Source organism: Neisseria sp. P0020.S005, from assembly GCF_051957055.1.
Lineage (GTDB): Bacteria > Pseudomonadota > Gammaproteobacteria > Burkholderiales > Neisseriaceae > Neisseria > Neisseria subflava_A.
This window is the reverse complement of record NZ_JBQCWV010000012.1, coordinates 60,757-78,669: the sequence shown is the minus strand read 5'-3', so window position 1 is coordinate 78,669 and position 17,913 is coordinate 60,757. Positions and strand designations below refer to the sequence as shown.

The window sequence follows — 17,913 nt, the reverse complement described above, 5'->3', positions numbered from 1 at the left end:
GAACGGGCGGTAACTTGGAGTACAAAAAATTCAAGTAGTTTCTTTTGAACTCTCTTGCTTAATTTACAATTGGTTATCTGCATTTTCGTAGCCTAGCATAACTGCTAATCTACGTCAGCCCCAAAATCAATTAATTGCTTGGCCTGCAACATGGGCAGCCCAAAACGGTCGCTCACGGCTTTCAAATCCTTCCATTCCTGACCAGTCAGATTCTGCCCAACCCATTTGAGGTTTTCCGGATTGCTTTTGATTTTCTCAAAATACGCCTGCTTGCGTTTCCAGTTGCGCGACCACACCAGCAACATGGTAAAAATACATAAAACAATCAATACAATATTGGTAAACAACATCATGTCCATACGACATACTCCCGCTTGAATCTCGAAATCAGAAAATATGGATTAAAGGCCGTCTGAAAAACAGTCTTTAAACGGCCTCAGCGTGACGCTCAACGTTGCATTTCCATCATTAACGCCTGACAAGCGGATTCGTTTTCCAAAGCACAAGATTCGCTCAGTTGGTTTAAACGGCTGTCGCGGTCTGGTGTATTGCCTTGCGCCATCTCTGCTTTAGTTTCTTCAAAATTGGTACAGGCATTTTCATAACCGCCTTTACAGGCTCGCTCGTAGAGCTTGACCGCTGCGGCATAATCCATGCCCAAACCGCTGGACGGATTGAGATACAGATTACCCAAAACATTGCAGCCGCGCATATTGCCGCCATCACAGGCTTTTTTCAGAAACGGATACGCATGAGCAGGCGCTTCAAGATAATCGCGCATCCAAATGGCCGCAGTGACGCAACTCTCCAGATTGTTCCGATTGCATTCCCGTATCAGCTTATCGTGCTGCTTCTCGCTGTAATCCTCAGCCTGCACGCTAAATGCAGTGGCAACCAATGCTAAACCAAACAATAAACGAAGTGTTTTCATCTGATTATTTCTCCAAAAATACTTGATGACAGGCCGTCTGAAAAAACAGTCTTCAGACGGCCTTTATATTATCACTCAATATTCACCCGTTTCAGGCGCAAGGCATTACCCAATACCGAAACCGAGCTTGCCGCCATTGCCGCGCCTGCGATGATGGGGTTTAAAAAGCCGAGTGCGGCAAGCGGAATGCCCAAAATATTGTAGAAGAAGGCGAAAAACAGGTTTTGCTTAATGTTTTTCAAAGTTGCCTGCGACACCAGCAGGGCATCGGCGAGCTGATTAACCGAATGCTGCATCAGCGTAGCGGATGCGGTGTGTTCGGCAACGTCCGCACCGCCTTTCATGGCGAAGCTGACGTTGGCGGCGGCGAGTGCGGGAGCGTCGTTGATGCCGTCGCCGACCATGGCCACGGTTTTGCCGGCAGCTTTGAGTTTCTGCACTTCGGCAGCTTTATCGCGCGGACTCATGTTGCCAAAGGCGTGTGCGATACCCAGTTGTTTGGCGACGTATTCGACCGTGCCTTGGTTGTCGCCGCTCATAATATAGACATCGATATTGTGTTTTTTCAGACGGCCTATGGCTTCGGCGGTATCGGCTTTCAACGCGTCGGCAAGTGCGAATGCGCCGATAGGTTTGTTATCGACTGAGACTGCAACAATGCTTGCAATATCCCAAACGCCGTCTGAAAACTTCGGCAAGGTCAGTTCGGCAAATTCGGCTTTGCCCGCTTTCACCAAACCCACTCCTTCGACTTCGGCGGTAATGCCTGCGCCGACAACGGTTTGCGCGTTTTGTGCAGTGGGGATTTCCAAACCACGCGCTTGGGCGGCGGAAACGATGGCGCGCGCGAGCGGGTGGGCGGCGTTTTGTTCGACGGCGGCAGCGATGCGGTACAAAGCGTCTTCGTCAAAGCCGCTGTCGGGAACGCAATAAACGGCGGCAACCTGCGGTCTGCCTTCGGTCAGCGTGCCGGTTTTGTCCAACACGACGGCATCGACGTGGGCGGCTTCCTCCATTGCCGCTGCGTCTTTAAACCAAATGCCGTGTTTCACTGCTTTGCCCATGCCGACCATAATCGCGGCAGGGGTCGCCAGACCGAGCGCGCACGGACAAGCAATTACCAAAACGGCAACGGCGTGCATCAGCGCAATCGTCCAATCGCCCTTAACCAGCCAAGTGGCGATAAAAGTCAGAAGCGCAATGCCCACGACAGTTGGCACGAATACCGCCGCTGCTTTATCGGCCACGCGCGCAATCGGCGCTTTACTGCCCTGCGCTTCGGACAGCGCGTTCATCATGTCGCCAAGCAGGGTTTGGCTGCCGAGTTGTGTGGCGCGGTACACCACGCTGCCTTCGGTCATCAACGCACCCGCCAACACTTTGCCGCCCGCTTTTTTCTCTTCGGGGTTGGATTCGCCGGTAAGATGGCTCTCATCCGCCCAACCGCTGCCGCTCTCGATGATGCCGTCGGCGGCAATGCGTTCGCCGTGGTTGGCGCGGATAAGGTCGCCGATTTGCACTTGGTCGATGGGCAGTTGTTTCCATTCGCCATCGCGTTGCACGTTGACTTGGGTCGGCGTGAGTTTGAGCAGCAAGCCCAAGCTGTTCAGGCTGGATTTTTTGGTGCGGTGTTCCAAAAATTTGCCCAGCGACACAAAACCAATCACCATCACGCCTACTTCAAAATACACGTGTGCCATGCCGTGCGCCGCGTGCGGGCTGAAAAACAGCATATAGACGGAATACAGGTAAATCGACACCGTACCGATGGTAACCAACACGTCCATATTCGCCAGTCCGCCCTTAATGCTCGCCCACGCGCTTTTGTAAAACGGCACCGCCAGCCAAAGCTGCACCACGCTTGCCAGCACAAATTGCCATACAGGCGGAATCATCCAATCGTGCCACCCGATCATCATCCCTGCCATGCCGATAAGGAACGGAATATTGATGGCCAACAAAAGCCACAGCCGCCAGCCAATATGGTGTTCTGCTTCGGCGTGCGGCAATGTATCTTCCGTTTTTTCCTTCGCGCCGTAGCCGGTTTTCTCGATAATTTTGGCGATGTCGGCTGCGGAAGTTTTGCTGTCGTCAAACGTAACCTGCGCTTCCTCACTGGCAAAGTTCACCCCTGCCGATTCGACAAAATCTTTTTTGTTCAACACTTTTTCAATACGCGAAGCGCAGGCCTGACAGGTCATGCCTTCGATTTGGAAACGGACTTTTTGTTGCATGGTTTCTTCCTTCTGAATGTGGTTGGGCTACCTGAAAAAAGCGGAGCAGGGTTTTCAGGTAGCCTTTGGGGTGTTGCAGTCGATTTGTTGCGATTCGATTTACAAAGCCGCATCAAAGCCGCCGTCTTCCACCGCTTCTATCAGCGCGGCGGGGTTGGTTTGGGCGGGGTCGAATTCCACGACGGCATTCTTGTTTTCCAGGCTCACTTCGGCCTTGTCCACGCCGTTTACGCCTTCGATGATGCTGGTAACGCTTTTCACGCAGCCGCCGCAGGTCATGCCTTCGATGTTTAATGTGATGGTTTGCATAGGGTTTCCTTTCTGTTGGAATGAGGCTGAGGTTTTAAAGCCCGTTGCAGCCAAAGCTTTCAGGTAACCTGAAATGATGGGTCTGCTCTTGCTTTCCCACTAAGTGCCGCCACTATAAAGCTTTACCCGAAGTAAAGGTCAAGCATCATGATGAACATCAGCCAGGCCGCGGCCGAGAGCGGCCTTTCCGCCAAACAAATCCGCGACTACGAAAAGCACGGCCTAATCGCTCCGGCCGCGCGCAGCGAAGCGGGCTACCGCCGCTACGGACAGGCCGACCTTGTCCGGCTGCGCTTTATCCGCCATGCGCGGGAAGTGGGCTTTTCGCTGCCGCAGATCGGGCAGCTTTTGAGCCTGCAACACAACCCGCAGCGTACCAGCCGCGAAGTGAAAACGCTCACCGCGCGGCACATCGCCGAGCTGGAAGCCAAAATCGAACGCTTGCAGGGCATGGTGGCCGAGCTGCAACGTTGGCACGATGCCTGCGCGGGAGACGACTGCCCGGATTGTGCGATTTTGGCAGGGCTGGAGGAGCGTTAGGCGGCTTGGGCAGAATAGAAACAGGCTACCTGAAAAGTTTCAGGTAGCCTTAGTCGGACGCTAACGGTTTGGTACAGGCCTCGTCGTAATACGGCAGCCACTTGCCGCCTCTTTGCTTCAGATATGCGCGAAAACTTTTGTTTACCCGTGTGGCGGTGTAATCCAAATAATGGCAAAAAGTAAGTTATCAAGAGACAAAGGCCGTCTGAAGCGTTTCAGACGGCCTTTATTCAAAAATACGCTTATCGGTTACAAAGCCACATCGTAGCCGCCGTCTTCTACGGCATCAATCAGCGCATCGGTATCTGTCTTGCTTTCATCAAAAGTAATCACTGCATTTTTGTTTTCCAAGCTGACTTCTGCTTTTTCCACGCCTTCTACGCCTTCCAAAAGACGGGTTACGCTTTTCACGCAGCCGCCGCAGGTCATGCCGTCGATGTTGAGGGTAACAGTTTGCATTTGTATTTCCTTTCATTCCAACAAATATGGTTGCCAAATACTTTACTCCTTACACAAACAGCTTGCAAATTCTTCATTAAGGCCGTCTGAAAAATGCAGATAGGCGTACAATAACACCCTTTGCTTCATCAAACGGACATAATAATGACTTCAACATTCAAACAATGGGTTAGCGTATGCGCGCTGGCGGTGGGGGCGTTTATTTTCAATACCACCGAATATATTCCGATTGCGCTTTTGAGCGACATCGGTCAGAGCTTTGGCAAACCGGCAACGGAAGTGGGCATGATGATTACGGTGTATGCGTGGATTGTTGCGCTCCTATCGCTGCCGCTGATGCTGATGACGAAAAACATCGAACGGCGCAAATTATTGCTGATGCTGTTTGCACTGTTTGCGCTGTTTCACGCGCTGTCGTTCTTTTCTTGGAACTTCAACATCCTCTTGGTCAGCCGTATCGGGATTGCGCTGACACACGCGGTCTTTTGGTCGATTACGGCTTCTTTGGCGGTACGGCTTGCCCCCGCCGGCAAAACCAATCAGGCTTTGGGCCTGCTCAGTACGGGTACGGTTTTAGCGATGGTTTTGGGCATTCCGCTCGGACGCGTGGTCGGGCAATACTTCGGCTGGCAGCTCAGCTTCCTACTGATCGGGGTTTGCGCTGCCGGCGTAATGCTGGTGTTGGCCAAAAACCTGCCTACTTTACCCAGCCAAAATACCGGCTCTTTAAGCAGCCTGCCGAGTCTGTTCAAACGCCGCAATCTGATGCTGCTTTATGCCATGACGGTGTTGATTATTACGGCACATTTCACAGCATACAGCTATATCGAGCCTTTTGTGTTGCAAGTTGGCGGATTTAAGGCTGAACAAGTTACCATCGTTTTGAGCCTGTACGGTTTGGCAGGCTTCGCCGCTTCTTATCTGTTTGGTAAATGGTTTGCCAAATCGCAACGCCTGTTTATGCTTGGCGCAGTGGCGGTCATCCTGCTCTCTGCCCTGCTGCTTCTGCCGTTTGCCTCTTTCCCTTATGCGGTGTACGCGCTGGTGTTTATTTGGGGCGTGGCTATTGTCATCGTCAGCTTGGGCATGGTGTCGAAAGTCTTGGCATTTGCCTCGGATGCAACAGATGTGGCCAACTCGATTTATTCAGGTTTGTACAACGTCGGTATCGGCGGCGGCGCGCTTTTGGGACATTATGTAACCGTTTGGTTCGGCCTTTCCAATATCGGTATTGCCGGAGCCTTGCTGGCGGCGGCAGGTCTGGCCGTTTGCGGTTTGTTGTTTAAGGAACAAGACAATCTGACGCAAAACGTTTAAATCCATATAAATCAGGATGGTATTACTGACCCGGCCGTAATGTTGGCAGTTTACCGATTTGTCCTAATTCTTATTAACTCACGATGAGCATTCATTCCGCCGGATAAGCAGTTTTCTTGCTGCTTATCCGGTTTTCATTTCATTTTTAAAAAATAATTTACAATTTGTTTACACTACATCAAATTACAAATATACTGTCGCCTATTAGGCCGTCTGAACGTACGGCTGAAAAGAAAAACCAATCATGTTTCAGAGGAATACATCATGGACTTAAACGCCAAGGATAAGACTCAGCATCCTGAGAACGTCGAGCTTCTCAGTGCACAGAAGCCGATTACCGACTTTAAAGGACTGCTGACGACCATTATCTCTGCTGTTGTCTGCTTCGGCATTTATTACATCCTTCCCTACAGCCCCGATGCCAACAAAGGTATCGCGCTGTTGCTTTTTGTTGCGGCACTTTGGTTTACCGAAGCCGTACACATTACCGTTACCGCACTGATGATCCCTATCCTTGCCGTTGTACTCGGTTTCCCGGATATGGACATCAAAAAAGCGATGGCCGGTTTCTCCGACCCGACGATTTACATCTTCTTCGGCGGCTTCGCGCTTGCAACCGCCCTGCACATGCAACGTCTCGACCGTAAAATCGCCGTCAGCCTGTTGCGCCTGTCCCGCGGCAATATGAAAGTTGCCGTATTGATGCTGTTTGCCGTTACCGCCTTCCTGTCTATGTGGATCAGTAACACTGCGACTGCCGCGATGATGCTGCCTTTGGCAATGGGTATGATGAGCCACCTCGATCAAGAAAAAGAACGTAAAACCTACGTTTTCGTCCTGCTCGGTATCGCCTACTGCGCTAGTATCGGCGGCTTGGGTACCGTGGTCGGTTCTCCGCCGAACATGATTGCCGCCAAAGCGCTGAACTTGGACTTCGTCGGCTGGATGAAGCTCGGCCTGCCGATGATGCTGTTGATTCTGCCGCTGATGCTGTTCTCCATGTACGTCATCCTCAAACCTAATTTGAACGAGCGCGTGGAAGTTAAAGCCGAATCTATCCCTTGGACTTTGCACCGCGTTATCGCGCTGTTGATTTTCTTGGCCGCCGCCATCGCTTGGGTATTCAGCTCCAAAATCAAAGCTGCATTCGGTATTTCCAACCCTGATACCGTTATCGCCCTGATTGCCGCCGTTGCCGTCGTCGTATTCGGCGTGGCGCAATGGAAAGAAGTTGCCCGTAATACCGACTGGGGTGTATTGATGCTCTTCGGTGGCGGTATCAGCTTGAGCGCGTTGCTGCAATCTTCCGGCGCATCTGAAGCATTGGGTCAGCAAGTTGCTTCCACATTCTCCCATTCTCCTGCATTGCTGGTGATTTTCGTGGTTGCCGCCTTCATCATCTTCCTGACCGAGTTCACCAGTAACACCGCTTCTGCCGCCCTGCTTGTGCCTATTTTCGCCAGCATCGCCGCGCAAATGGGTCTGCCAGAACAAGTCTTGGTATTCGTCATCGGCATTGGCGCATCTTGTGCCTTCATGTTGCCGGTTGCCACGCCGCCTAACGCGATTGTGTTTGGTACAGGCTTGATTAAGCAACGCGAAATGATGAACGTCGGCTTATTGCTGAACGTCCTCTGTATCCTGTTGGTTGCACTGTGGGCTTATTTCGTCCTGATGCCGTAAACCCTTAAGCATAGTCCAGGCCGTCTGAAAGAATATTTTTCAGACGGCCTTGAAGTTTCTCGTTCAGACACAATTTAACGAATGATTAAAACCGGATTCTAACGAAAGGAAACCCATGATTATCCTGCACACCAACAAAGGCGACATCAAAATCGAACTCGACTTCGACAAAGCCCCCGTTACTGCTAAAAACTTCGAGCAATACGTTAAAGACAGCTTCTACGACGGCGTAATCTTCCACCGCGTCATCAAAGGCTTTATGATTCAAGGTGGCGGCATGGATGAAAACATGAACGAAAAAGAAACCCGCGATCCGATTCAAAACGAAGCGTCCAACGGTTTGCCTAACGAAAAATACACCATCGCCATGGCGCGTACTTCCGATCCTCACTCTGCCAGCGCGCAATTCTTCATCAATACTGCCGACAACGCCTTCCTGAACTTCCGTTCTAAAGAGTTGTACGGCAAAACCGTCGTTCAAGACTGGGGCTATGCCGTATTCGGTAAAGTCGTTGACGGTTTTGATGTTGTCGATGCCATCGAAGGCGTTTCTACCAAACGTCACGGCTACCACGACGATGTACCGAGCGAACCTGTCATCATCACTAAAGCCGAAGTGGTTTAATTGATTTGATTTCCTATAAAAACAGCCTGTCCGAATTAAAAACGGACAGGCTGTTTTTCAATAATAACGCATACCGTCACACATCATAAGTACCGACCACGCATGCCGAATCCAAAACATGGCCCTGCATGGCAAAATGCAACTCATTAAAGCGGAAACCGCGCGGCAAATCCAAAACAGTATCCAGCGCGTACACAATCAGTTCATAACGATGGCGGTTGTTCGGTGGTGCCATACCACCGTAAAAAGAAGCCTCTTCGATTTCAAATTTACCCAACGCGCTCGCCCAAGTGTTCGCGCCCTGTGTGAAATCTGTTGCAGAAATACTCTCATTTTCTGCCACGGAAGTGCGTTTCAAATCCGAAATCAACCAATGCGTCCATACGAAGCCGGATGCTGAAATGGCATCTTTGTCTTCCAACACCACAGCAAACGATTTTGTTCCTTCAGGTGCATCTTTGATCTCAAAAGGAATCGAATAAGAAGGCATACCGCTCGGGCTGAACTGGCTGCCGCGCTTGCCGTATTTGTCTTCAAATTCGCCGTTGACAATAGCTTTACTGCTGACTTTCATCTTATATCTCCCAATAGTAGGTTTGTTCATTCTAACAAACCCCAAGGCCGTCTGAAAGATACTGCCGTTTTCACTTTCCAGATGTCGCATTTTCAGACGGCCTCAAGCAATATTCACAATTCGATCAAACACATTTGACATTCCATAGTATAATCCGCCGCATGAAAACTACACAGGATACGCATTATGGATTGGAAAGGTCGTGAACAAAGCCAAAACGTAGAAGATCGCCGCGGAAGCCGTGGCGGCGGAGGCAAAACACCGGGCATACTCGGCATTATCGTGGTTTTGGTCGGCGCATATTACGGCGTGGATTTGAGCGGTTTGGTTGGCGGCTCATCTTCGATGGGCATTCCTACCCAGCAAGCTTCCCAACTCGACAGCCAACAAGAAGCCGAATTAAACGAACTGTCCCGTGTCGTCCTTGCCGATACGGAAAAAGCATGGAGCAAATATTTCCAACAACATGGCCAACGCTACACGCCGGCAACCATGGTGTTGTATGAAGGCGGTACGTCCACCGCCTGCGGTACGGGCCAATCTGCCATGGGTCCGTTTTACTGCCCGGGCGACCAAAAAGTTTATTTGGATTTGAGTTTCTACGAAGACATGCGCACCAAACTCGAATCTGCCAGCGATGCCGCGTTTGCCTACGTTATTGCCCATGAAGTCGGCCATCACGTTCAAAACCTGCTCGGCATTCTGCCTAAAGTTCACAAAATGCAACAACAAGTCGGCAAGAAAGAGGCCAATGCCCTTTCCGTCAAACTCGAATTGCAGGCCGACTGTTTCGCCGGTATTTGGGGACACTACGCCGTCAACAACAACATCTTCAAAGCCGAAGACATTCAAAAAGCCATGCTGGCTGCTGAATCTGTCGGCGACGACCGCTTGCAGAAACAGGCTCAGGGCTATGTCGTTCCCGACAGCTTTACCCATGGCTCGTCCGAAGAACGCATGACTTGGCTCAAGCGCGGTTTGGAAAGCGGCGACATCAACCAGTGCAACACTTTCAACAATTGATTCGTCCAAACAACACTGTTCTTTGATGTAACAACAAAAGGCCGTCTGATTTTTTCAGACGGCCTTTTAGCCGTGTTAGAATAAGCCTCATTATTTCCCCTTAAATTTAAAGGAAATCCTTATGGCAAATATCGCCCGCGACATTTTCAAAGCCTACGACATCCGAGGCATCGTCGGCAAAACCCTGACTGACGAAGCAGCCTACTTAATCGGCAAAGCCATTGCCACCAAAGCCTCCGAAAAAGGCATTACCCGTATCGCACTCGGCCGCGACGGCCGTTTGAGCGGCCCCGGCCTGATGGCTCAGATTCAACGCGGTTTCACAGACAGCGGCATCGACGTCCTCAACGTCGGCATGGTTGCCACCCCTATGCTCTACTTCGCAGCCATCAACGAATGCGGCGGCAGCGGCGTAATGATTACCGGCAGCCACAATCCGCCCGATTACAACGGTTTCAAAATGATGCTCGGCGGCGACACGCTCGCAGGCGAAGCCATTCAAGAGCTTTTAGCTATTGTTGAAAAAGACGGTTTTGTTGCCACCGATAAACAAGGCAGCGTAATCGAAAAAGACATCTCCGGCGAATACCACAACAACATCGTCGGCCACATCAAGCTCAAACGCCCGATGAAAATCGTGATTGACGCGGGCAATGGTGTCGGCGGTGCATTCGCGGGCAAACTCTACAAAGGCTTGGGCAACGAAGTGACCGAACTTTTCTGCGAAGTAGACGGCAATTTCCCTAACCACCACCCTGATCCTTCCAAACCGAAAAACCTGCAAGACCTCATCGTCGCGCTCAAAAATGGCGATGCCGAAATCGGCTTGGCATTTGATGGCGATGCCGACCGCTTGGGCGTGGTCACCAAAGACGGCAACATCATCTATCCAGACCGCCAACTGATGCTTTTCGCGCAAGACGTATTGAGCCGCAATCCTAAAGCCAAAGTGATTTTCGACGTCAAATCCACCCGCCTGCTCGCACCTTGGATTAAAGAACACGACGGCGAACCTGTGATGGAAAAAACCGGCCACAGCTTCATCAAGTCCACCATGAAAAAAACCGGCGCACTGGTTGCCGGCGAAATGAGCGGCCACGTTTTCTTTAAAGAACGCTGGTTCGGCTTCGACGACGGTATGTATGCCGGCGCACGCCTCTTGGAAATCCTGTCTGCCTTCGACAATCCGTCCGAAGTATTGAACAAGCTGCCGCAAAGCATTTCCACTCCGGAACTCAATATCGACCTGCCGGAAGGCAGCAACGGCCACAAAGTGATTGAAGAGCTGGCTGCCAATGCCAAGTTTGAAGGTGCGACCGAAATCATCACCATCGATGGCTTGCGCGTTGAATTCCCTGACGGCTTCGGCCTGATGCGTGCTTCCAATACCACACCGATTTTGGTATTGCGTTTTGAAGCGGATACGCAAGAAGCGATTGAGCGTATTCAAAATCAATTCAAAGCAGTTATTGAAAGCAATCCAGCATTGAAATGGCCGCTGTAAGGGTTTAGGCTAAAAAAAGGCCGTCTGAAAATCATTTCAGACGGCCTTTAATATTAAACATTGATGATTCCAAAGTTAGAAAACCAAGAATATCCCGGCTTAATTATCCGACTTGCGCCAACTGTTGACGCATTTCATCGATAACGGCTTTGTAATCCGGTTTGCCAAAAATCGCCGATCCGGCCACAAACGTATCCGCACCTGCCGCCGCAATTTCAGCAATATTGTCTGTCTTCACGCCGCCATCGACTTCCAATGCGATATGGCGGCCGCTTTGCCGTTCATACTCGTCCAACATCTCGCGCACTTTGCGGATTTTCACCAGCGTATTCAGGATAAAGCTTTGTCCGCCAAAGCCCGGGTTGACCGACATCAGCAACACCATATCCAGTTTGTCCAAAACGTTTTCCAGAATATTGACCGGCGTGGCAGGATTCAATACCAAGCCTGCCTGACAGCCGTATTCTTTAATCAAACCCAAGCTGCGGTCGACATGGCGGCTGGCTTCGGGATGAAAGGTAATGATATTGGCACCGGCTTTGGCAAACGCATGAATCAAATCGTCCACCGGCTCAACCATCAAATGCACATCGACCGGCACGGTTGCATACGGTTTCAAAGCCGCGCAAACCATAGGGCCGAAAGTCAGATTCGGCACATAATGATTGTCCATCACGTCAAAATGAATCAAATCCGCACCGGCACGGATAACTTCGGCAACCTCTTCGCCCAAACGGGCAAAATCGGCAGACAAAATACTGGGGGCAATACGGTAGTCGGTCATGTTTATTCTCCTAAAGTGTGTTCCTTTGTCATTATCGCATTTTTAACCCTATGTTGTATGCCGCCGACAACATCTCTACCGTCATTTTTATGAATTTACATTTTATATACATTAATGAAACTTATAATCACATAGTAAGGCTTTGAAAATAAATTATTAGATTACATACATGTGCAAAAAAATCTAACATCATTAACAAAAGTTAACTGCATTGATACTGCCTTTCACACGCTTATCGGTTATATTTCCAAACCTGATGAAACATTAGGAAAACACCGTGTCTGTTGCACTTTCCCGCTATCCGACTTTTATTTTCTTAGCACTCGCCCTACTCTGTTCCAGTCTGCCTGCACATGCCGGTCCGTTTCTAGCCACTTTGGACGACTTCCACCCGAATTGCGACATCCGACAGCTCAATTTATCCGCCGACCAACACGCCGCCCTGCGCCGCCTGCGTACCGACTTCAAACAAATCAACGATAAAGCCTACCGTAAAACCGTACGCTCCGACCGCAACCGCCGTCAAACCATCATCAAAATCCTCTCCGGCGACTCATTCGACTCAAACGCCGCCCGCGATTATGTTGAAAACCGCTACCTCTCCAGCATGGACTATGCGGTGGATGAAATGGAAATTCAATACCGCCTCTATCATCTGCTCAATCCGCGCCAGCGCCAGCAATGGTTGTCTTCATGCTTGCGCTGATGGATAAATAAAACTATAAAAAGGCCGTCTGAAACCATATTCAGACGGCCTTTGCTTTTTCAGCCTTAATCCAACACTCTTTCTTCCGGCAACCGGCCTGCCCAGTCGCAGGCAAACTGCCATGCCGAGCGGCCTGAACGGCTGCCGCGCATTTGCGCCCATTGAAACGCGGCTTGGCGGGCCGTATCGTCAAAAGGCACATTGAAATCGTCCAACCAGTTGGCAACAGCGGTCAGATAATCGTTTTGGTCGAAAGGATAAAAACTCAGCCATAAGCCGAAGCGGTCGGAAAGGGAGATTTTCTCCTCGACGGCTTCTTTCTGATGAATTTCACCGCGAGTGCCCGTCGTACCGCCGTTTTCATCCATGTATTCGGGAATTAAATGACGTCGGTTGGAAGTGGCATAAACCAAAACATTGGTGCAACGTTGCGACAGTCCGCCGTCTAAAGCAGTTTTCAAGGCTTTATAGGTCTCATCGCCGGTTTCAAACGACAAATCATCGCAGAAAACGATAAATTTCTCGGGACGTTCGGACAACAGCGTCAACAAAGCCGGCAGACTGATCAAATCGCTTTTGTCCACTTCAATCAGTCGCAGGCCGCGCTCGGCGTATTCGTGCAACAACGCTTTAACCAAGGAAGATTTGCCCGTACCGCGCGCGCCGGTCATCAAGACATTATTTGCCGGACGGCCTGCCAAAAATTGCTCGGTATTGCGTTTCAGCCTGTCGGTTTGCGAACCGACTGCCGCCAATCTGCTCAAAGGAAACGTATGCGGACGCGGCAGGCTTTCCAAAATACCTTTTTTACCCACGCTGTGCCAACGGTAAGCCAAAGCGTGCCAGTCGGTTTTACCGGCTTCGTCAGGCAGGATTAAATCCAGACGGTTTAAAACGGAATTCGCTTTTTTCAAAAAATTGGATAATTTCATTTCGGCTTTCTTTTTTCAGACGGCCTTTTGTGCCAATACGCGCATCACGGTATCGACAACGGCTTGGGTTTGCGGATCGATTTCAATATTGATGAGGTCGCCTTCTTTGCGGCTGCCAAACAGGGTACGCTCCAAAGTCTCCGGAATCAGGTGTACGCAAAATTCGCTGTCGCTGACTTCACCTATGGTCAGGCTGCAACCGTCCAAACCGACAAAGCCTTTGGTCAGGATGTAGGGCTTGAGGTTTTCCGGCAGCTCAAACCAAACTGTACGGTTGAACTCGCTTGATTCAATTCGGGAAATTCGGGTAACCGCCATCACATGGCCGCTCATCACATGGCCGCCGATTTCATCGCCAAACCGCGCCGCGCGTTCCAAATTGACACTGTCGCCGACTTTCAAGCAGCCGAGATTGGTTTTGCGTAAGGTCTCGTCCATCAAATCAAAGCTAACTTTGTTGCCGTCGATTCGGGTAATGGTCAGGCAGCAACCATTGTTGGCGACAGATGCGCCAGTTTGCAGATTGTCGGCGATTTCGGGGGGCAACTCAACTGTGTGGGTACGAAAGTCGGGCGAAGGTTGGGCGATGTCTGTAATTTTGCCCATACCTTGTACGATGCCTGTAAACATGATGTCTTCTTTCCGATGGTACGATAAGGCGGATATTGTAGCATTTTCCAGGCACAAAGGCCGTCTGAAAGCGGTGATGGCGATGGTTTGGGGTATAATCGGATTTTTATTTCCGCAGCCAGATCATGCTCAGCTACCGCCACGCCTTCCATGCCGGCAACCATGCCGATATGCTCAAGCACTTTACCCTCTTCCTCGTCCTCGAATATTTCAACCGCAAAGACAAGCCCTATTGGTATATCGATACGCACAGCGGTGCCGGTTTGTATGATTTGAGCGGCGATGAAGCGCAAAAAGTCGGCGAATACAAACAAGGCATTGTGCTCTTGAAACAAGTTGACAAGCTGCCTGCCGAATTGGCCGAATTTGTAGGCCGTCTGAAACAAATACTGCCGCAAGACAACCTTTACTGCGGCTCGCCTTGGCTGGCACAGGCGATCACGCGCGACAGCGACAAAATGCGTCTCTTTGAGCTACACCCTGCCGATTTTGTCCATTTGCAAAACAATATGCGCGAAGTCTGTCCTGCGCGTAAAGTACAGGTCAGCCAAGCGGACGGTTACCAAGGCCTGATTTCACTTCTGCCTCCTCCGCCGCGCCGCGCCGCCATCTTGATTGATCCGCCCTACGAAGAAAAACAAGACTACCGCCGTGTCGTCCAAGTCTTGAAAGATGCCTTGAAACGCTTTGAAACCGGCTGCTACATGGTTTGGTATCCTTGCCTGAGCCGCGAAGAAAGCCGCAAACTGCCGGACGAACTCAAAAAAATCGTTCCCGACAATTATCTGCACGCCGAGCTCCATGTCCATACGCCGCGCAGCGACGGCTTCGGTATGCACGGCAGCGGTATGTTCGTCATCAATCCGCCCTATATGCTTGCCGAACAGTTGCAAAACAATCTGCCCGAACTTGCCAAAATTTTGGCGCAAGATGCCGGCGCGCATTATGTATTGGAAAGCAAAACGAAATAAACGCTACCGTTTGAACGCATACCCAAACGCTTCAATTTTGCCACCACGCCTGTTCAGACGGCCTTAACTCTTTATACTTAAGCCTTTTTCCACTACAATTCACAACATAACAATTAACGGCCGTCCACTCATGAATATACGCACACCCCTAGCCTGCACGCTCCTGCTTTGCGCGTGCAGCGAATCAGTAAAAAACGAATTTAAAGAAGAATTTACCCAAAGTTTCCGCACCGAATTTGTCCGCTCGGCAACCGAAGCCTGCGTAGAAAAAGCTTCCGGAAAAAGCCCGTTTGATTCCGCGACTACTGAAAAAATCTGCCGCTGCATCGGTGAAAAAACAGTCGACCAAATCAATCCTGAAGAAGCAACCTCGCTTTTGGGCGGTAGCGACTCCATGAGCGACGAGCTGAAAAAACGCATCAAAGACACCAGCATCGCCTGCACTAAAGAAGTTTTAGGCATGACCGACAGCAAAACCAAATGAACACGCCGTTTTCAGACGGCCTGAAATTGAAAAATACCCGATTCAAACTTAGGAAAAGAGTGAAACCATGAAGACACTGAACCAATTCTTAGCCCAACACCTACCCGAAAACAAACTGCCGCAAGAGCTGGCCAGCGTACTGGAATCCGTAGCCGCTGCCTGTTTGGACATCAACGCCAAAGTCCGCCTCGGCGCGCTTTCCGGCGTTTTGGGCATGGCAGGTACCGGCAACATCCAAGGCGAAGACCAAAAGAAACTTGACGTCATTGCCAACAACATCATGATTGATGTTTTAAAAGCCAATGCCAACATCGCAGGCCTCGCCAGCGAAGAAGAAGACACCTATGTCGCCACACACGAAAACGGCGGCTATTTGGTATTGTTTGACCCGTTGGACGGCTCTTCCAATATCGACGTCAACATCTCCGTCGGCACCATTTTCTCCGTCTTGGCCAAACCTGAAGGCGCATTGACTACCGAATCCTTCCTGCAAAAAGGCCGCGACCAAGTAGCCGCAGGTTATGTTTTATACGGTCCGCAAACCCAACTGGTACTGACTGTCGGTCACGGCGTATTCGTCTTCACTTTGGACGATGCCAACCAATTCCTGCTGACCAAAGAAAATCCGCGCGTTCCAGAATCCACTAAAGAATTTGCCATCAACATGTCCAACCAAAGACATTGGTTCGCCCCTGTTCAACAATACATTGACGAATTGCTGGCAGGCGAAACCGGTGTACGCGGCAAAAACTACAATATGCGCTGGGTAGCCAGCATGGTTGCCGAAATCCACCGCATCCTGATGCGCGGTGGCGTATTCATGTATCCACAAGACAAACGCGACCCATCCAAACCGGGCAAACTGCGCCTGATGTACGAAGCCAACCCGATGAGCCTGCTTATGGAACAAGCCGGCGGCGCATCAAACAATGCCATCGAAGCCATGCTCGACATCCAACCTACCGGCCTGCACCAACGTGTTGCCGTATTCATGGGCAGCCGCGAAGAAGTCGAATACGTTTACAATCTGCATCAAAAATAATCGGATATATTGAAACCAAAAAAGGCCGTCTGAAATATAATTTTCAGACGGCCTTTCGTTAAGAAATCAAAGAAATGAAAAATCAAAAGGACAGACTCAAATCTGCCCTTTACTGCTTTCCATCTAATCTTTATTGGATTACGCCGAACGAGCCAGCTCTTCCGCCGCTTTTTGCACCCTATCCGGCGTCAGCTTATTCAAACAATCCGTATGCCCCAACGGACATTCGCGTTTGAAACAAGGTGAGCAATCCAAATTCAAGCTGACAATTTTTGCCTTTTGGCTGAGAGGCGGCGTATGGTCAGGGCTGGATGAGCCGTAAACCGCAACCAATTTCCGATCAAGCGCGGCCGCAAGGTGCATCAGACCGCTGTCGTTGCACACGACCGTATCGGCGCAAGACAACAGATCAATAGCTTCAGGAAGATTGGTTTTGCCGCAAAGATTGGTACACAGGCCGTCTGAAAGTCGGTTGATTTCATCTGCAATATCGAAATCTTTTTGCGAACCAAACAGCCAAACCTGCCAACCTTCAGCCAAATAGCGGCGACCGAGTTCGGCAAAATGACGCGCAGGCCAACGCTTGGCCGGGCCATATTCCGCACCGGGACAAAATGCCAAAATCGGTTTATCCGTCGTCAAACCATGTTTTGCCAAAGCGGCTTGACGGCTTTCAGGATCAATCGTGAAACAGGGATTATCGGAATGCCCGTTAAAATCCGCTTGGGTCGGATGCGCCAGCGCAGTATAGCGGTCGACCATCAGGGGCAACGCGGCCTTATCCAACTTACGGATATCATTCAACAAAAAATAGCGCGACTCGCCGACGTAGCCCGTACGCTGTTTAATGCCCGTAGCCAAGGCAATAATGGCGGATTTGAACGAACCGGGCAAAACAATTACTTGATCATAGCCTTCTTTTCCCAATTCACGCCCGATACGCCAGCGTTTTTTCAATTCCAATGCACCATGTCCAAACGGGTTTTCCATTACACGGTTGATTTCAGGCATACGCTCAAATACGGCCATCGACCATTTGGGCGCAAAAGCATCAATAGTGCAGCCGGGATGCAGCTCATGCAAACGGCGATAAAGCGGTTGGGTCATGACGCAGTCCCCAATCCAGCTTGGGGTAATAATCAGGATTTTTTTGGACATAATGGAA

The 17,913-nt window shown here is 50.4% G+C and carries 20 protein-coding genes and 1 pseudogene; 10 read left to right on the top strand and 11 right to left on the bottom strand.

The window, feature by feature from the left end:
* The 5 genes and pseudogenes from ACTHTU_RS09860 to ACTHTU_RS09840 form a co-directional block, all read right to left on the bottom strand.
* Window positions 1–83 (bottom strand): annotated as a pseudogene (locus tag ACTHTU_RS09860) (IS1595 family transposase); the annotation flags it as partial.
* 21 nt (window positions 84–104) lie between these two features.
* Complete coding sequence (locus ACTHTU_RS09855) at window positions 105–359, bottom strand: hypothetical protein (protein ID WP_440362437.1); 255 nt, start codon at window positions 357–359, stop codon at window positions 105–107.
* Between the two features lie 89 nt (window positions 360–448).
* Window positions 449–931, bottom strand: coding sequence for a sel1 repeat family protein (locus ACTHTU_RS09850; RefSeq protein ID WP_070625391.1), 483 nt, complete (start codon window positions 929–931; stop codon window positions 449–451).
* 71 nt (window positions 932–1,002) lie between these two features.
* Complete coding sequence (locus tag ACTHTU_RS09845) at window positions 1,003–3,165, bottom strand: heavy metal translocating P-type ATPase (RefSeq protein ID WP_440362436.1); 2,163 nt, start codon at window positions 3,163–3,165, stop codon at window positions 1,003–1,005.
* A 99-nt stretch (window positions 3,166–3,264) separates the two neighbouring features.
* Complete coding sequence (locus tag ACTHTU_RS09840; protein ID WP_070695535.1) at window positions 3,265–3,474, bottom strand: heavy-metal-associated domain-containing protein; 210 nt, start codon at window positions 3,472–3,474, stop codon at window positions 3,265–3,267.
* A 147-nt stretch (window positions 3,475–3,621) separates the two neighbouring features.
* Here ACTHTU_RS09840 and cueR point away from each other — a divergent pair, with 147 nt between their 5' ends.
* Window positions 3,622–4,014, top strand: a complete 393-nt coding sequence (cueR, locus tag ACTHTU_RS09835) for a Cu(I)-responsive transcriptional regulator (RefSeq protein ID WP_049336562.1) — start codon at window positions 3,622–3,624, stop codon at window positions 4,012–4,014.
* Between the two features lie 249 nt (window positions 4,015–4,263).
* Here the strand turns inward: cueR and ACTHTU_RS09830 are convergent, their stop codons facing one another.
* Window positions 4,264–4,473, bottom strand: coding sequence for a heavy-metal-associated domain-containing protein (locus tag ACTHTU_RS09830; RefSeq protein ID WP_004519826.1), 210 nt, complete (start codon window positions 4,471–4,473; stop codon window positions 4,264–4,266).
* 144 nt (window positions 4,474–4,617) lie between these two features.
* Between ACTHTU_RS09830 and ACTHTU_RS09825 the strand changes: the two genes are divergently transcribed.
* The 3 genes from ACTHTU_RS09825 to ACTHTU_RS09815 all read left to right on the top strand — a co-directional run bounded on the left by ACTHTU_RS09825 (window position 4,618) and on the right by ACTHTU_RS09815 (window position 8,098).
* Window positions 4,618–5,790, top strand: a complete 1,173-nt coding sequence (locus ACTHTU_RS09825) for a sugar transporter (protein ID WP_440362435.1) — start codon at window positions 4,618–4,620, stop codon at window positions 5,788–5,790.
* Between the two features lie 264 nt (window positions 5,791–6,054).
* Window positions 6,055–7,473: an SLC13 family permease gene (locus tag ACTHTU_RS09820; protein WP_440362434.1), complete on the top strand. Its 1,419-nt coding sequence runs from the start codon at window positions 6,055–6,057 to the stop codon at window positions 7,471–7,473.
* Window positions 7,474–7,588: 115 nt separating this feature from the next.
* Window positions 7,589–8,098: a peptidylprolyl isomerase gene (locus tag ACTHTU_RS09815; protein WP_070646858.1), complete on the top strand. Its 510-nt coding sequence runs from the start codon at window positions 7,589–7,591 to the stop codon at window positions 8,096–8,098.
* Between the two features lie 76 nt (window positions 8,099–8,174).
* Here the strand turns inward: ACTHTU_RS09815 and ACTHTU_RS09810 are convergent, their stop codons facing one another.
* Window positions 8,175–8,672 (bottom strand): YbhB/YbcL family Raf kinase inhibitor-like protein, encoded by a 498-nt coding sequence (locus ACTHTU_RS09810; RefSeq protein WP_039862157.1) that lies wholly within the window; start codon window positions 8,670–8,672, stop codon window positions 8,175–8,177.
* Between the two features lie 186 nt (window positions 8,673–8,858).
* Here ACTHTU_RS09810 and ypfJ point away from each other — a divergent pair, with 186 nt between their 5' ends.
* Entirely contained in the window at window positions 8,859–9,695 is an 837-nt protein-coding gene (gene ypfJ / locus ACTHTU_RS09805) for a KPN_02809 family neutral zinc metallopeptidase (RefSeq protein ID WP_440362433.1), read from the top strand.
* 121 nt (window positions 9,696–9,816) lie between these two features.
* Entirely contained in the window at window positions 9,817–11,199 is a 1,383-nt protein-coding gene (locus ACTHTU_RS09800; RefSeq protein WP_440362432.1) for a phosphomannomutase/phosphoglucomutase, read from the top strand.
* Between the two features lie 103 nt (window positions 11,200–11,302).
* Here the strand turns inward: ACTHTU_RS09800 and rpe are convergent, their stop codons facing one another.
* Window positions 11,303–11,983, bottom strand: a complete 681-nt coding sequence (rpe, locus tag ACTHTU_RS09795; protein WP_440362431.1) for a ribulose-phosphate 3-epimerase — start codon at window positions 11,981–11,983, stop codon at window positions 11,303–11,305.
* 277 nt (window positions 11,984–12,260) lie between these two features.
* Here rpe and ACTHTU_RS09790 point away from each other — a divergent pair, with 277 nt between their 5' ends.
* On the top strand, window positions 12,261–12,689 hold the full coding sequence (locus ACTHTU_RS09790) for a Spy/CpxP family protein refolding chaperone (RefSeq protein ID WP_049336552.1): 429 nt from the start codon (window positions 12,261–12,263) through the stop codon (window positions 12,687–12,689).
* Window positions 12,690–12,754: 65 nt separating this feature from the next.
* On the opposite strand, the gene ACTHTU_RS09785 is transcribed toward ACTHTU_RS09790, so the two are convergent.
* Window positions 12,755–13,621 (bottom strand): ATP-binding protein, encoded by an 867-nt coding sequence (locus ACTHTU_RS09785; protein WP_440362430.1) that lies wholly within the window; start codon window positions 13,619–13,621, stop codon window positions 12,755–12,757.
* Window positions 13,622–13,636: 15 nt separating this feature from the next.
* Complete coding sequence (locus ACTHTU_RS09780) at window positions 13,637–14,251, bottom strand: riboflavin synthase subunit alpha (RefSeq protein ID WP_440362429.1); 615 nt, start codon at window positions 14,249–14,251, stop codon at window positions 13,637–13,639.
* A 125-nt stretch (window positions 14,252–14,376) separates the two neighbouring features.
* Between ACTHTU_RS09780 and ACTHTU_RS09775 the strand changes: the two genes are divergently transcribed.
* From ACTHTU_RS09775 to ACTHTU_RS09765, 3 genes are all read left to right on the top strand, one after another.
* Window positions 14,377–15,222 carry a 23S rRNA (adenine(2030)-N(6))-methyltransferase RlmJ gene (locus ACTHTU_RS09775; RefSeq protein WP_440362428.1) on the top strand — a complete coding sequence of 282 codons (846 nt, stop codon included), beginning with the start codon at window positions 14,377–14,379 and terminating at the stop codon, window positions 15,220–15,222.
* A 130-nt stretch (window positions 15,223–15,352) separates the two neighbouring features.
* Window positions 15,353–15,706, top strand: a complete 354-nt coding sequence (locus ACTHTU_RS09770; protein WP_440362427.1) for a hypothetical protein — start codon at window positions 15,353–15,355, stop codon at window positions 15,704–15,706.
* 67 nt (window positions 15,707–15,773) lie between these two features.
* A complete protein-coding gene (locus ACTHTU_RS09765; protein ID WP_440362426.1) occupies window positions 15,774–16,748 on the top strand; it encodes a class 1 fructose-bisphosphatase in 975 nt (324 codons plus the stop codon).
* Between the two features lie 138 nt (window positions 16,749–16,886).
* Here the strand turns inward: ACTHTU_RS09765 and waaF are convergent, their stop codons facing one another.
* Complete coding sequence (gene waaF, locus ACTHTU_RS09760; protein ID WP_440362425.1) at window positions 16,887–17,906, bottom strand: lipopolysaccharide heptosyltransferase II; 1,020 nt, start codon at window positions 17,904–17,906, stop codon at window positions 16,887–16,889.
* Between the last annotated feature and the right edge of the window lie 7 nt (window positions 17,907–17,913).